This window comes from Acinetobacter sp. TUM15064 (assembly GCF_008980265.1).
Taxonomy (GTDB): domain Bacteria; phylum Pseudomonadota; class Gammaproteobacteria; order Pseudomonadales; family Moraxellaceae; genus Acinetobacter.
In genome coordinates, this window is the sequence record NZ_BKFU01000012.1 from 12,872 (window position 1) to 26,798 (window position 13,927).

The window sequence follows — 13,927 nt, forward strand, 5'->3', positions numbered from 1 at the left end:
GATGAACAATGGCTCGTTTCTTTATTAACAGACCTATTTTTGCATGGGTCATTGCAATTGTGATCACCTTGGCGGGTGCACTTTCTATATATACTTTACCTATTGAGCAATATCCTGACATTGCTCCTCCAACAGTCAGTATCAGTGCAACTTATACAGGTGCTTCAGCTGAAACGACAGAAAACTCAGTGACGCAAGTGATTGAGCAAAGTATGACGGGGTTGGATAATTTACTGTATATGTCATCAAGTAGTTCATCCTCAGGGAGCTCTTCGGTAACCTTAACGTTTGCTTCAGGGACAGACCCAGATACGGCACAAGTTCAAGTCCAGAATAAGTTGAAGCAAGCGGAATCCTCTTTGCCAGAATCCGTGCAGGACAATGGTCTGACGGTGACCAAGTCTTCAGGTAGTATCTTTATGGTGCTGAGTTTTATCTCAGAAGATGGCAGTATGAATGGTACGGACTTGGCAGATTACATGGTGTCTAGTGTAAAAGACCAAGTGAGTCGAGTCAGTGGTGTTGGTAATGTTCAAGTGATGGGTTCGCAGTATTCCATGCGAATCTGGCTAAATCCAGAAAAACTCAAAACCTATTCTTTAGTACCCAGTGATATTGTAACGGCTATTCAAGCACAAAATAGCGATGTTGCGGCAGGTTCCCTTGGCGCTTTACCTGCTGTAAATGGGCAGGAATTGAGTGCCACGGTAACGGCACGTAGTCGCTTAAAAACAGTGGATCAGTTTAAAAATATTATTTTAAAGTCAGATGAAAGTGGAGCGGAGGTTCGGCTATCTGATGTGGCAAATGTTGAACTCGGCAGTGAAGACTATGCGGCCTTGAGTAAGTTCAATGGTAAGAATGCAGCAGGCATGGGGATTGAGCTTGCAGCTGGTGCAAATGCTTTAGATGTTTCAAATGCGGTAGAAGCAAAATTACAAGAGCTCAAAGCGTTCTTTCCTACGGGTGTGAACTATAAGGTTGCCTATAGCACAGCACCCTTTGTCAAAATTTCGATAGAAGAAGTAGTGAAGACCTTATTTGAAGCAATTGCGCTGGTCATCATTATTATGTATCTGTTTTTGCAAAACTGGCGTATTACTTTAATTCCTGCAGTTGCCGTTCCTGTTGTGCTCATGGGGACCTTTGGCGTGTTGTCTATTTTGGGTTATTCCATTAATACCTTATCAATGTTTGCCATGGTGTTGGCGATTGGTCTTTTGGTGGACGACGCGATTGTTGTGGTGGAAAACGTTGAACGGATCATGCAAGAGGAGGGACTATCACCTAAGGCGGCTGCTGAAAAATCAATGGGGCAAATTACAGGTGCGCTTATTGGTATTGCTTTAGTACTGACGGCGGTATTTATTCCCATGGCATTCTTTAGTGGTTCTACAGGAGCCATTTATCGCCAGTTCTCTATTACGATTGCCTCTGCGATGATTCTCTCGGTGATTGTTGCAATGACGATTACCCCTGCATTATGTGCAACCTTGTTGAAGCCAATTCATCAAAATGGAACTGAGAAAAAAACAGGCGTGCTTTCTCGATTTTTTCAGTGGTTTAACCAGACATTTAATACCAATACCGAGCGCTATAACCGTGGTGTGAAATGGATACTTGCTCATAAACGTCTAGGTCTGGTGGCTTATTTACTCATTGTTGTTTCTATTGCGGGGCTGTTTTGGAAACTTCCAACAGCATTTTTACCTGAAGAAGATCAGGGCATGTTGATGGTGTCAATCAAACTACCATCAGGTGCGACGCAACAACAAACTGTGCGTGTTATGGATCAAGTTGCTAACTATGTAGAAAAGCAACCTGAAGTGGAATCGGTGATGAGTGTTGCTGGTTTTAGTACTGGAGGTAGTGGTCAGAACTCAGGAATGGGATTCATTAAGTTAAAAGATTGGTCTGAACGTTCTACCGATGCTACAAGTGTTGGGAACCGTATTACCAAAGATATGGCTTCTAAGTTTAAAGATGCGCAGATTTTTGCCATGGCACCCTCTGGGATTCCGGGTTTGGGACAAGGCTCAGGTTTCACCATGGAGCTGACAGATTTGGGTGGAGCTGGGCATGATGCATTGGTTTCGGCCCGTGATCAGCTTCTAAAACTCGCTCAGCAAAATGAAAAGCTTACGGCTGTTCGCTATGGCAGCTTAGAAGATGCACCTACATTTGCCTTGAAAATTAATGACTCCAAAGCAGGTGCTTTAAAAGTCAGTCAAAGTGATATTGATGATGTTTTATCAACTGCTTTGGGCAGTAGCTATGTCAATGACTTTGTAAATAATGGGCGTGTTAAAAAGGTTTATGTGCAAGGTGAAGCGTCTGCGCGTATGTTACCTAGCGATATTAATCGCTGGTACGTTCGAAATGATGATAATGATATGGTGCCATTTTCTGCTTTCACTGAAAGTAAATGGAACTTTGCGCCGTCTTCTTTAGCTCGTTTTAATGGTTCTTCCGCAATGGAAATTTCAGGGCAAGCTGCAGAAGGAGTGAGTTCTGGAACAGCGATGGCAGAAATGCAAAACTTAGTCAAACAATTGCCAAATGGTTTTGGCTATGCGTGGTCTGGCTTGTCTTATCAAGAACAGCAGTCGGGCAATATGGCACCCCTGCTATATGCTATTTCAATCCTGTTTGTATTCTTGTGTTTAGCGGCTTTATACGAAAGTTGGTCGATTCCTTTTTCTGTTTTACTTGTTGTGCCGATTGGTGTGTTGGGCGCTTTATTATTTACAACGTTGCGAGGCTTATCTAATGACATTTATTTTCAAGTTGGCTTGCTGACAACCATCGGTCTGGCTTCGAAAAATGCGATTTTGATCGTGGAATTTGCTAAAGAGTTAGAAGAAAAAGGTGAAACCTTAATAGCTGCAACCTTACATGCAACTAAAATGCGTCTGCGTCCAATTCTAATGACATCATTTGCGTTCTTACTCGGGGTATTGCCTTTGGTGATTAGTACGGGAGCAGGTTCAGGCGGGCGTCACTCTTTAGGAACAGGTGTTTTTGGTGGAACATTATTGTCTACGGCACTTGGTATTTTCTTTGTCCCTTTATTCTATGTTCTTATCCGTAGCATTTTTTCCAAAAAGAAAACAGCTGAATTACCACAGGAGCATTCATAATGTTGTTGAACTATAAATATGGCGCAGTGGGGCTGTGTTTTCTGGGAATGACGGGGTGCATGAATCTCAATCCAGAATATAGTCAACCAACATCGCCTGTCGCAACGTCATTTAATAATCAGGCTGTGGGGGAGAGCTCTTCTCAACCAGTTGCAGATATACAGTGGCGCACTATTTTTCTTGATACTCGCTTACAAAAAGTCATTGCGATGTCTTTAGATAATAATCGTGACTTGCGTATGGCGATGTTGAATATTGATAAAGCTAGAGCACAATATCGCATTCAGAAAGCAGACTTATATCCAAGTGTAAGTGCATCTGTATCTCAATCTGCATCTAAAGCACAATCCTCATCGGGGCAAAGCCAAATCAGTCGCTCTAGTGAGTTTTCTGTAGGATTTACCAGTTGGGAGCTTGATTTGTTTGGTCGTATTCGAAGTCTGAATACTGAGTCTTTAGAAAGCTATTTTGCAACCGCTGAAACACAACGCAGTTCGCGTATGAGCTTGGTTGCAGAGGTTGCCAGTGATTGGTTGACGATTGCTGCTTATCAGCAACAATTGCGCATTGCAGAAAGCACGCTGGCCAGTCAGGAAAAAACACTCAAACTCACTTATGCCAAATATAAAGAAGGTATATCTTCTGCCCTAGACTATGAGGAAATTAAAACCAGTGTCGATAGTGCCAAGGCTGATATTGCCAGTTACAAAAAAGCTTTGGCTCAAGCGCAGAATGCATTGAACTTAATCGTAGGCACTGCTGTACCAGCTGAGTTTCTTCCCTCAAATGATATAGATTTGCAATCCATACGTCTGGCTCCAATTGCTGCAAACTTATCTTCGAGCATGCTGCAAAACCACCCCGATGTTTTATATGTAGAGCATCTCTTAAAGGGGGCAAATGCTGACATCGGAGCCGCAAGAGCAGCTTTCTTTCCAACCATTTCATTAACCACCACGGCTGGGCGAAGCAGTAGCGATTTAGAAAAGCTGTTTAGTGCTGGAACTGGTACATGGTCGTTTATACCAACGATCTCTGTGCCTATTTTCCAAGGAGGGGAGCTTAAAGCTTCTTTAGATTCAGCCAAAATTCAGAAAAATATCTATATTGCACAATATGAGAAAGCGATTCAAACCGCTTTTTCTGATGTAGCAGATGCTTTGGCTGTGCGTCAGAATATTGAAGCGCAACTTGATGCACAAAAAGACCTAGTCCGTTCCTCGGAACGTAGTTATCGTTTATCTACTGCCCGGTACAAAGAAGGTTTGGATAGCTATTTGACGGCCCTGACTGCGCAGCGAACATATTATAGTGCACAGCAAGAACTTGTTACGTTGGTTCTAGAGGAAGCCACCAATCGTGTCACGTTATATAAGGTCTTAGGCGGGGGGGCTGACGCACAATAAAAAATTGAATGGGTTCGTTGTTTTATAAAAGTGACTCTTTCGGGTCACTTTTTTTATGTGAGAGGTTTGGCGTCTTTCTGAAAAGGGTCTCAAAGCAACATCGTTTTAATATTTGAATGACATTAGCTCGAGTATGCGTGATGTAAGGCAGAATGTATGTGTTTTCTATGCAAGAAGAGAAATGGGTTTTAAATTTTAGAAAGATTGTTTATGTGAAAATAAGGTTGAAAAAGGTTGAGTTACTGGAACTTTTGATCAAATAAATGTTTTGAAATATATATAGAAAATTAAGTATATCCCTAGAAATTGGCATATTTGTTGCAATTTTTATTTCGGTTCTTTGGGGGATAATGATGAAAAAACTTCAAATTTTAGCAGGGCTATATTTACTGTGTTCTAGCTCAACCTGGGCAGTTGAACCTGTGGTGAGTGCAGCCAATATACAAGAAATTCGCCTATCTTTAGACAGTGTCTGGGTGGTGCTAGGTGGTATCTTGGTGTTTTTTATGCAAGCGGGTTTTGCACTGATTGAAAGTGGTTCAGTTCGTTCTAAAAATACGATTAATGTACTCATGAAAAACTATATGGATGCATGTTTGGGGGGCTTGGTGTTTTGGTTGATTGGCTTTGGCTTAATGTTTGGGGTAAACCAAACTGGCTGGATCGGAACTTCTCATTTTGCACCCAATGAAATGGATGGATGGCATTGGAATTTATTGTTCTTCCAAATGATGTTTGCTGCAACGGCCACCACTATTGCCAGTGGCGCAATGGCAGAGCGTATTCACTTTGTAGCCTATATTGTCAGTGCGGCAGTAGTGAGCGGTTTGATTTATCCGATCTTTGGGGCATGGGCTTGGGGAAGTTTGTTTGACGGCGAGGGCTGGTTGAAGGCTCTAGGGTTTATCGACTTTGCAGGTTCAACTGTTGTGCACTCGATTGGTGGATGGGTGGCTCTGGCGGGTATTATTGTGCTTGGGCCACGACTCGGACGTTTTGGTCGCAATGGGCAAGTTCACTATTTGGCTGGACATAATTTACCGCTGGTGGCACTAGGTGGTTTTATTTTATGGCTAGCATGGTTTGGTTTTAATGCTGCTTCTACCGTTAAAGCTGAAGTGAGTATTGGACGTATAGCCCTAAACACGCATTTAGCGGCGTGTGCTTCGGCCGTTGCCTACATGGTCTATACCCTGATTCGAGGTAAAGCGATTTTAATGCGAGGCACGATTAATGCGTCTTTAGGTGGGTTGGTTGCAATCACCGCAGGCTGTGCAACCATGAGTCCACTTTTTGCAGTGATGAGTGGAGCCTTTGCTGGAATTCTGGTCAGTATTTTACCTGTATTGATGGAAAAACTTCGTTTGGATGATGTGGTCGATGCCGTGACTGTGCATGGCTTTTGTGGTGCGTGGGGGACGTTGGCAGCAGGGCTGTTTTTTGAAGGGCGAATGTTTAATTCAGAAATAATTGCAGTACAAATTTTAGGTATTATGGCTGCATTTATTTGGGGATTTGGTGTGGCTTTTATTGTGTTCAAAGTCTTGGATAAAGTGTTGGGTGGTCTACGTGTAAGTAAACAACATGAACAACGTGGTTTAGACTATACCGAACATGCCGAACTGTCCTATCCGGAGTTTCAGCATGATGTGACTTTTGAAACAGATGATATGACTAAACGTCATTAAATGAAGAGGATAGCTCATGTCGACTGAAACATTAAGTATTTTGCAAAAACGTCAAGCGATTGAACGAGGCCTCAGTCAATACTTACCGGGGACACTTTTGGAGCAAGTGTTGAATCACTGGGAAGCCAAATATGGTGACCAACCATCCTTTGTTTTAAATCGTTTTTTGAGTGAAATTTGCACTACCGAAGAATTGCGTTATCACCGCAAAGATATGCTCAGAAATGTCTTAGCAGAGATGGCACAAGTTGAAAAACAAGTATTACTCAAGCCTACAGCCCAAGAGCTCCGAGCAGAACAGACACAAGAGCAATTATTGGATGCTTTCATCTTTTTTATGCAAGGTATTTGTCAGTCGGTAAAAGATGTTGATATGCAGGATTTTGAAAGTGAAGTAAAGGTGGAGTTGGAAGCATTATCTATTTTGATGTCTGCAAACCAAAGGTTGGATGATCGGATGCTTCTAAATACTTTACTGATGGCTCAGTATGCTCAGATGTTGACAGCCTGCTATGAAAAGTACTGTGAATTTTACAGCCCTGCAAAAGCTGATCAGGTTTATGCCAGTATCAAGAGACAGGTTAAAACACAGTATCCGTCAGTGGATTTGCATTGGCTCATTTAGAAAATATAGCGTATAAAAAAGCGACCTTTAGGTCGCTTTTTTTGATTAGGCTACAGTTTCTTCTGGGGCTGCACGCCATAGGCTTTCGAGGTCGTAGAAACGACGTGCTGTTGGCAACATCACATGCACAACAACAAAGCCAAGATCAATCAAGATCCATTCAGCATCACGTTCGCCTTCGACACCGAGAGGGCGGAAGCCTGCTTTACGTGCTTCTTCAGCAACGTTATCAGCAAGTGCTTTAATGTGACGCGTAGATGTACCACTTGCAATTACAATTGCATCAGCAACATTACTGATTGAGCTGACATCAAGCGCTAAAATATCTTTTGCTTTTACATCTTCAAGGGCTTCGTGTACAACTTTTAAGCAAGCTTGTACGTCGGCAGCTTGTGTATTCATTGCGAGATCGTGAGAATTAGAAGCGCTGGGCGATGGTTCTAAATTCATAAAGGGAATTTTTCCGGACAATAACTCACCTTATAGTATAGAGTTTTTGGCCGAAAAATTCAAATCTGACAAGGCTTAGCTTTGAGGATGCGTGGCAAAGTATTTTGCCTTCCATGCAAAGGACTGAGTTGAAACAGTTTTTGGTCGATATTCAGCCGTAAGAAAACCATCATAGTTGCTGTGTTGTAACCATTCAAAAATATTTGCATACATTATTTGTGCAGTGTCTGGTTCGTGCCGGCCCGGACAGTCGGCAAACTGGATATGTCCAATATCTTGAATATTTTCTTGTAAGCCTTGAAGGACATCCTCACCCATCATTGCCATGTGATAGCAGTCGTATTGCATTTTAAGTGCAGGGTGTTTTACGGCTTCTAACATTTCTTGTGCTTGGGCAATATTTTGTACTAAAAAGCGTGGCATATCGGTGCCGTTGATCATTTCAAAGACAGGTTGAATTTGATGTTCGGTGAACATGTGGCAGGCTAACTTTAAGTTTTTAGCCAAGGTGTTTAAACAAGGCAGGAGGTCAGCGTCCAATGGCTGTTTGCCTGCAAGGATATTCACGCTTGGTACTTTGAGTGCGCTGGCATATTGCACAGCCAACTGTAGGGCCCGATGAAACTCCAGTTCTTTGCCAGGGACACCTGCTAGACCATTACCACCTGTCATGAGGTCTCCCGCGGGAACATTAATCAAGCAGAGGCTTAAGTCATGTAGTGTTAGTTGAGTTTGAACTTGTTCAATACTCAGTTCATAGGGGAATTGGATCTCAACATGTTTAAAGCCTGCGGCTTGAGCTAAAGCAAAACGCTCAAGCAGCGGTACTTCGGTAAAAATCATGGATAAATTTACAGCAAGTTTGGTCATGATTTTCTCCTTTTGTTATTTGGCTTTCTGTCCTACTTGTAATATGACCGAGGCAAGGTCAGCTTCAGCATAGCCTTGTTGTTGATGTGCTTGCAATTGCTGAAGTGCTCGTGCTGCAACGGGGATATCGAGTTGATGGTGGGCTGCGAGTTGCACAGCATTGTTTAAATCTTTAGAGAGGGTTTGTACTTTCCATTGTACGGGTTCAAATTGGTGTGTGGCCATACGTGGGCTTAAAATTTGAAAGGGTTTAGAATCTGCAAAACCACCTGCCAGTGCAGGTGCAAGTAGACGAGTATCTACGCCAGCTTTAGCAGCTAAAGCCACCGCTTCAGCAATCAAGGTGCTATTGGCAGCCACAATCAGTTGATTGCAAATTTTAGTGGCTTGTCCTGTGCCTGTAGCGCCCATGCAAGTAACGCGCTGTGACAGAATATTATAAATTAAAGACAAGTCCTGAATGGTTTGAACATCACCGCCAGCAAAAATCACCAACGTTCCTTGCTCTGCACCTACAGTTCCTCCAGACACAGGCGAATCAATCCATTGCACCTGTTTGTGTTCAGCACGTGTAGCAAGTTTAATCGTTTGCTCAACCGAAAGACTGGAAAAGTCGACAAGTACTTGATTGGCTGTTAAAAACGGCTCTATTTGTTCATAAACATTTTCAACCGCTTTGTCGTCAGCTAAACAGGTGAGGATAACGGGATAGAGGGCTATGTCTTGCAGGGCTAAGCCTGTTGCTCCCAAATCAATGAGTGCATCCTTGGCATTTGGAGTGCGGTTCCAGACCGCGACTTCGAAACCTGCTTGAATTAATCGGGTCGCCATTCGGCTTCCCATGAGCCCTATACCAAGAAATGCAATTTTAGTGTGTCGATCGAAACTCATGGGACTCTCTTCTAAACTGAATGCGGTTAAATGCTGTTATTTGTACTGGCGTGGTACAAATTGGACATCGGGTTGTTTGTCTTTTTTGCGCGCGATTTGGCTGTTTTTACCTAACAGTAATTTGAGTTGCCAAATTTTTTCCATGCGCAAAGATTTTTTTGGCTCATGCTGCATGGCATCAAGTACGTATTTAGAGGCCATGAGCGCATCAGGTGAACGCTGTAGCATTTCTTCTGCAATAGACTGTGCTTTTGCAAGAGGGGATTCATCTAAGTGTGTGACTAAACCGACTTCTTTGGCATATTGAGCATCAAAAATACGTGCTGTAAGCGTGAGTTCTTTCGCAAGATCAAGTCCCACTAAGCCTTTTAAAGAGCGAGTAAGCCCCATATCTGGCACAAGTCCCCAACGACTTTCCATAATCGACATTTTAGTTGCAGGGTGAGCGACACGAATGTCAGCAGCCAAAGCCAATTGCATGCCTGCACCAAAACAAAATCCTTCAATTGCTGCGATCACAGGAACAGGCAGTTCTTGCCAAATAAGAAACGCTTTTTGAAATAGACTTTGCCCAGGTTTAATCAGTTCCCATGCGGCATAGGCGCGATTTTTGGGATTGTTTAAATCAGCAAGGTCAATACCAGCACTAAATACTTGCGCTTCACCAGTCAGAATCACACAGCGAATGCTCCGATCTTTTTTGATTTTTTCAGCGGTTTGCACCAGTTCGCGCAATAAAGCGAAGCTCATGGCATTACGCTTGTCTGGTCGGTTGAGTGAAACAGTCGCGATGCCATTATTTTTTTCAATGCGAAGTAAAGCCATGATGAAAACTCTTATTTTTTGCTTGCATGGAGCATAACATGCACCTTGTTAGGATACATGACAGTGCAGTCATATCAAAAGATAGACAGTGCTGACTTTAGTCGAGTTTCGACCGTTTTTAAGAATTATGTTTGATTAAAATTTGTTGTGCAGCATGTTGCACTTGCTCAATGACAACTTTGAGCTCATTAAAACGTTTTATGGTTTCTTGAATGAACTGTTCATCGGCTTTACGTCGCTCTTTACGCAAGGTCGAAACAAACTGCTCAAATGTGCCAGTTGCTTCTTGCAAGTTCGGTACACCGACATAGCGTGTTGCCCCGTATAGGCGGTGTAGAACGTGTTCAAGTTGCGGAAAGTCTTCCATTTCTATCAACTGTTTCATTTCATTTAGTTCTGTGTCGAAACTATCCATCAGCATGCGTAGCAGATCAACAGCAAGATCTTCTTTGTTTGCTGCCAATTGTAAGCTTTGTTGCCAGTCCAGTACTTTCGGATCCAGCGCCTCAATCATGATGGCTTTTTCAACCGCGGAGGTTTTGTTGAAACGTTCTGTAGTCCAGTGAGTCAAAATTTGGATAATTTGATCAATTTGAATTGGTTTAGTGACATAGTCATCCATACCGACTTGCAGGAGTTTTTGCTTTTCATCAGCTAAAGCATGTGCAGTGAGTGCGATAATCGGTAAGCGTTTATTATTTTCTAGAGTTGACTCTAAGGCGCGAATAGCGCGTGTAGTATCTACACCTGACATGACAGGCATTTGAATATCCATAAAGATTAAATCGAAAGGCTTGCTGTCCTGTTCAAAGTGTTCTTGTAAAATTTCTAAAGCCTGTTGCCCACTCAAGGCCTTGGTGGTAGTGACATTCAATTCACCCAATAATGCTTCAAGTACAATGAGGTTAGGTAAGTGATCATCGACTGCCAAAATATGTAAACCTTGACCATTGAAAGACTCCATTTCGTTATCTTCAAACAAGGGTTGATTGCTGAGTAGTTGAATCAAGGCACTGCGGCTGAGTGGTTGGTATAAAGGCCGTGCGCGGTAGTCATTCAACATGTTTAGATCAAGTGACATTTGATAGCCGTAAACTGCAAGATTACCATTATAGCGTTGACGGATTTCTTTCAATAAGGCCTCAGTATCTCCGCTATGATCTACAATCAGCCAGGTATTTTCGACATCTAGAGGCAGTTTATTCAGATGGCTAAACAAATCCAAAATTGAGCTGGATTCAATGTGTTTGACATCATAGTCTTCTAGATAGTGGCGTAAAATATTGGCAGTTGCAGGATGTGCTAAATAAGATACGACTTGAATATTGCTAAATTGAGGATGTTCGATGAATTCATCTTCCTCATTGACCATAAACATGGCTGTAAACCAGAAAGTGGAGCCTTTTTCTGTTGGAGCACGTTCTTGGTTGTCTTCAAAGCCAATTTGGCCTTGCATCAGGTGCACGAGTTGTTTAGAAATCGCTAAGCCCAATCCTGTCCCTCCAAACTGGCGAGTGACAGATGCATCGCCTTGGGAGAAGGATTCAAATAATTTCTTACGGTCGGTACCACTCAAACCAATACCACTGTCTTGTACACTAAAATGTAATAAACACTGTCCAATATCATCTTGTTCAAGTCTTGCGCGCACAATAATTTCACCATCAGGGGTGAACTTAATCGCATTGGAAATTAGGTTGGTCAAAATTTGTTTAAAACGTAAGGTATCGCCAACCACATGCTTCGGCACATTGTCTGCATAGTAAAAAGCCATGTCGATATGCTTTTGTGCTGCGAGTGGGGACAGCATATCCATTACATCAAAAATGGCTTCTTCAAGGTCAAAAGTGGCAGTATCGAGTTCTAGCTTACCTGCATCAATTTTTGAAAAATCTAATACATCATTAATCAGTGCCAATAAGTGTGCAGAAGACTTGCGAATGGTTTGTAAATATAGGTTTTGGTCGTTGCTCAAGTTGTCTTGACGCAACAGCAAATGGATAAAACCGTCAATACTATTTAGTGGGGTGCGCAGTTCGTGGCTAATGTTGGCTAGGAAAACAGATTTAGACTGACTTGCTGAAATGGCTTGGTCACGTGCTTGGCGATAGGTAATGTTTTGCACTTCTAATGTGTCAAGGGTTCGGCGCAAATCGTCTTCTGTCTGCTCAGTGTGTTCCTTTAGTTCTAAAAAACTAAAGTGTAAGCGTTTCACCACATTGGCAATGTCGCGCTGCAATAAACGTAATTCCCCCGTACTGTTGATGATCATGTGTTGATCAAGGGTGTCGGCATTTAAACGTTGTAACTGCATGCGAATTTCATACATGGGCGCGATCCAACGACGCGAGTAAAAATTCAAACACAATAAAAGCAATAAGAGTGTTAACAAGCCTGTCGCAATCAACACAATCAATACACGATAACGTGCAATTTGTAAGGGTTGATTGTCAACTTCAATCACCAACTGAGCAGGTGAGCCAGCAAATTGGTTGATGGGAAGACCATAGACCGTATTGCTGTTAAAAGACAAGGGGCCAAAAAAATCGGTGCCTTTTTTCAGCGCAGGCCATGGCGCCTGATCTTGATAACCAATGCTGAGTTTATTATTGCCTTTGTCATCAATAATTGCGGCACGGATTAGATGCTTTTCATCCAGCATTTTTTGCATGAGATAACGTGCATTTTCATATTGCCAAGGCGAAGCATTCAATAAATTAATGGCTGCTTCGGCATCGAGTTGATAGCGCGTTAAAATTGCAATCGCCATTTGGCGTTGCTGAGCTTTGGCTGCATTTGAAGTTTCGGTAATCACCAACAATGCACCGACACATGCCAAAATCATAATCGGCACGAAAATAAGGGCAATGAGCTGTCCATAAGCATGATTTAAGTGCAGACGATTAAATAACTTTTTATTGATATTTGACATGATGCAAGCGATTTATTCCCTATGCTTTGAAGTGTAGCATGCTTTATAAAAAATCGACGGTGCTTTAATCACTTTCACGAAAAAGCACGCTAAATGGGTGCAGGGGCAGGCATTTTTCCATACAATAGGCGCACCTCGATCAAGGTGCAAACAATGAGTACTACATCCACTGATTTTCAAGCAGACGAATTTTTGTTAGATCACTATGTTGGAAAAACTCCACTAGTGCGTTTACAGCGTTTGGCTCGTCATACTCAAGCAACAGTATTGGCAAAGTTAGAAGGCAACAACCCTGCAGGTTCTGTTAAAGACCGTCCCGCATATAACATGATTATGCAAGCGGAAAAGCGTGGGCAAATTCAGCCAGGCGATACCTTGATTGAAGCGACCAGTGGAAATACAGGCATTGCACTGGCGATGGTTGCCGCGATGCGTGGCTATCAAATGAAACTGATCATGCCAAATAACATGAGCCAAGAGCGTAAAGATGCAATGCGTGCTTATGGCGCTGAGCTGATTGAAGTGACGAAAGAGCAGGGCATGGAAGGTGCACGTGATTTAGCGTTGCAAATGCAAGAGGAAGGCAAAGGGCTTGTACTCAACCAGTTTGGTAATCCTGACAATGTTGAAGCGCATTATTTAACGACAGGGCCTGAAATCTGGCAGCAAACAGGTGGGAAAATTACTCACTTTGTCAGTTCAATGGGCACGACAGGTACCATCATGGGCGTATCGAAATACCTCAAAGAGATGAACCCTGAGATTCAAATTATTGGCTTACAGCCATCGGATGGTTCAAGTATTGCGGGGATTCGCCGTTGGCCTGAAGAATATTTGCCGACGATTTTTGACCGCAGTCGGATTGATCAGATTATTGATATTCCGCAAATTGAAGCAGAAAAAACCATGCGTAAATTGGCACAAAAAGAAGGCATTAGCGCAGGAACTTCTTCAGGTGGTGCGGTGTGGGCATCAATTAAAATTGCTGAAGAAAACCCTGGTGCTATCATTGCATGCATTATTTGTGACCGTGGTGACCGTTATTTATCGACGGGACTTTTCTCTGTGGTTGATCCTGAATAAAACGAAAATAGAGTCTG

Annotated in this window: 10 protein-coding genes; 5 read left to right on the top strand and 5 right to left on the bottom strand. The window is 42.6% G+C overall.

Translation table 11 applies throughout. The features are described from left to right. The first annotated feature begins 8 nt into the window (after positions 1-8). The 4 genes from GBI16_RS05775 (at position 9) to GBI16_RS05790 (ending at position 6,859) form a co-directional block, all read left to right on the top strand. A complete protein-coding gene (locus GBI16_RS05775) occupies positions 9-3,140 on the top strand; it encodes an efflux RND transporter permease subunit (protein WP_086209868.1) in 3,132 nt (1,043 codons plus the stop codon). Further along, positions 3,140-4,546, top strand: a complete 1,407-nt coding sequence (locus GBI16_RS05780) for an efflux transporter outer membrane subunit (RefSeq protein ID WP_171264470.1) — start codon at positions 3,140-3,142, stop codon at positions 4,544-4,546. Before GBI16_RS05775 ends, GBI16_RS05780 begins: the two co-directional genes overlap by 1 nt. 353 nt (positions 4,547-4,899) lie before the next feature. Then, a complete protein-coding gene (locus GBI16_RS05785; RefSeq protein ID WP_086209867.1) occupies positions 4,900-6,234 on the top strand; it encodes an ammonium transporter in 1,335 nt (444 codons plus the stop codon). 16 nt (positions 6,235-6,250) lie between these two features. Next, a complete protein-coding gene (locus GBI16_RS05790) occupies positions 6,251-6,859 on the top strand; it encodes a hypothetical protein (RefSeq protein ID WP_151706706.1) in 609 nt (202 codons plus the stop codon). Positions 6,860-6,904: 45 nt separating this feature from the next. Here the strand turns inward: GBI16_RS05790 and rsfS are convergent, their stop codons facing one another. From rsfS to GBI16_RS05815, 5 genes are all read right to left on the bottom strand, one after another. Continuing rightward, positions 6,905-7,309 (bottom strand): ribosome silencing factor, encoded by a 405-nt coding sequence (gene rsfS, locus GBI16_RS05795; protein ID WP_086209865.1) that lies wholly within the window; start codon positions 7,307-7,309, stop codon positions 6,905-6,907. A gap of 75 nt (positions 7,310-7,384) precedes the next feature. Then, a complete protein-coding gene (locus tag GBI16_RS05800; RefSeq protein WP_151706707.1) occupies positions 7,385-8,179 on the bottom strand; it encodes a hydroxypyruvate isomerase family protein in 795 nt (264 codons plus the stop codon). A gap of 15 nt (positions 8,180-8,194) precedes the next feature. Next, positions 8,195-9,070, bottom strand: a complete 876-nt coding sequence (locus tag GBI16_RS05805) for an NAD(P)-dependent oxidoreductase (protein WP_151706708.1) — start codon at positions 9,068-9,070, stop codon at positions 8,195-8,197. A 36-nt stretch (positions 9,071-9,106) separates the two neighbouring features. Further along, positions 9,107-9,895 carry a crotonase/enoyl-CoA hydratase family protein gene (locus GBI16_RS05810; protein ID WP_086209862.1) on the bottom strand — a complete coding sequence of 263 codons (789 nt, stop codon included), beginning with the start codon at positions 9,893-9,895 and terminating at the stop codon, positions 9,107-9,109. Between the two features lie 118 nt (positions 9,896-10,013). Next, positions 10,014-12,827 carry an ATP-binding protein gene (locus tag GBI16_RS05815; RefSeq protein ID WP_151706709.1) on the bottom strand — a complete coding sequence of 938 codons (2,814 nt, stop codon included), beginning with the start codon at positions 12,825-12,827 and terminating at the stop codon, positions 10,014-10,016. A gap of 153 nt (positions 12,828-12,980) precedes the next feature. Between GBI16_RS05815 and cysM the strand changes: the two genes are divergently transcribed. Further along, on the top strand, positions 12,981-13,910 hold the full coding sequence (gene cysM / locus GBI16_RS05820) for a cysteine synthase CysM (RefSeq protein WP_086209860.1): 930 nt from the start codon (positions 12,981-12,983) through the stop codon (positions 13,908-13,910). Positions 13,911-13,927 lie beyond the last annotated feature (17 nt).

Excerpts from the sequence above, each read along its gene's own strand:
- GBI16_RS05775 (WP_086209868.1), top strand. The coding sequence starts at position 9 with ATGGCTCGTTTCTTTATTAACAGACCTATTTTTGCATGGGTCATTGCA.
- GBI16_RS05780 (WP_171264470.1), top strand. The coding sequence starts at position 3,140 with ATGTTGTTGAACTATAAATATGGCGCAGTGGGGCTGTGTTTTCTGGGA.
- GBI16_RS05785 (WP_086209867.1), top strand. The coding sequence starts at position 4,900 with ATGAAAAAACTTCAAATTTTAGCAGGGCTATATTTACTGTGTTCTAGC.
- GBI16_RS05790 (WP_151706706.1), top strand. The coding sequence starts at position 6,251 with ATGTCGACTGAAACATTAAGTATTTTGCAAAAACGTCAAGCGATTGAA.
- rsfS (WP_086209865.1), bottom strand. The coding sequence starts at position 7,309 with ATGAATTTAGAACCATCGCCCAGCGCTTCTAATTCTCACGATCTCGCA.
- GBI16_RS05800 (WP_151706707.1), bottom strand. The coding sequence starts at position 8,179 with ATGACCAAACTTGCTGTAAATTTATCCATGATTTTTACCGAAGTACCG.
- GBI16_RS05805 (WP_151706708.1), bottom strand. The coding sequence starts at position 9,070 with ATGAGTTTCGATCGACACACTAAAATTGCATTTCTTGGTATAGGGCTC.
- GBI16_RS05810 (WP_086209862.1), bottom strand. The coding sequence starts at position 9,895 with ATGGCTTTACTTCGCATTGAAAAAAATAATGGCATCGCGACTGTTTCA.
- GBI16_RS05815 (WP_151706709.1), bottom strand. The coding sequence starts at position 12,827 with ATGTCAAATATCAATAAAAAGTTATTTAATCGTCTGCACTTAAATCAT.
- cysM (WP_086209860.1), top strand. The coding sequence starts at position 12,981 with ATGAGTACTACATCCACTGATTTTCAAGCAGACGAATTTTTGTTAGAT.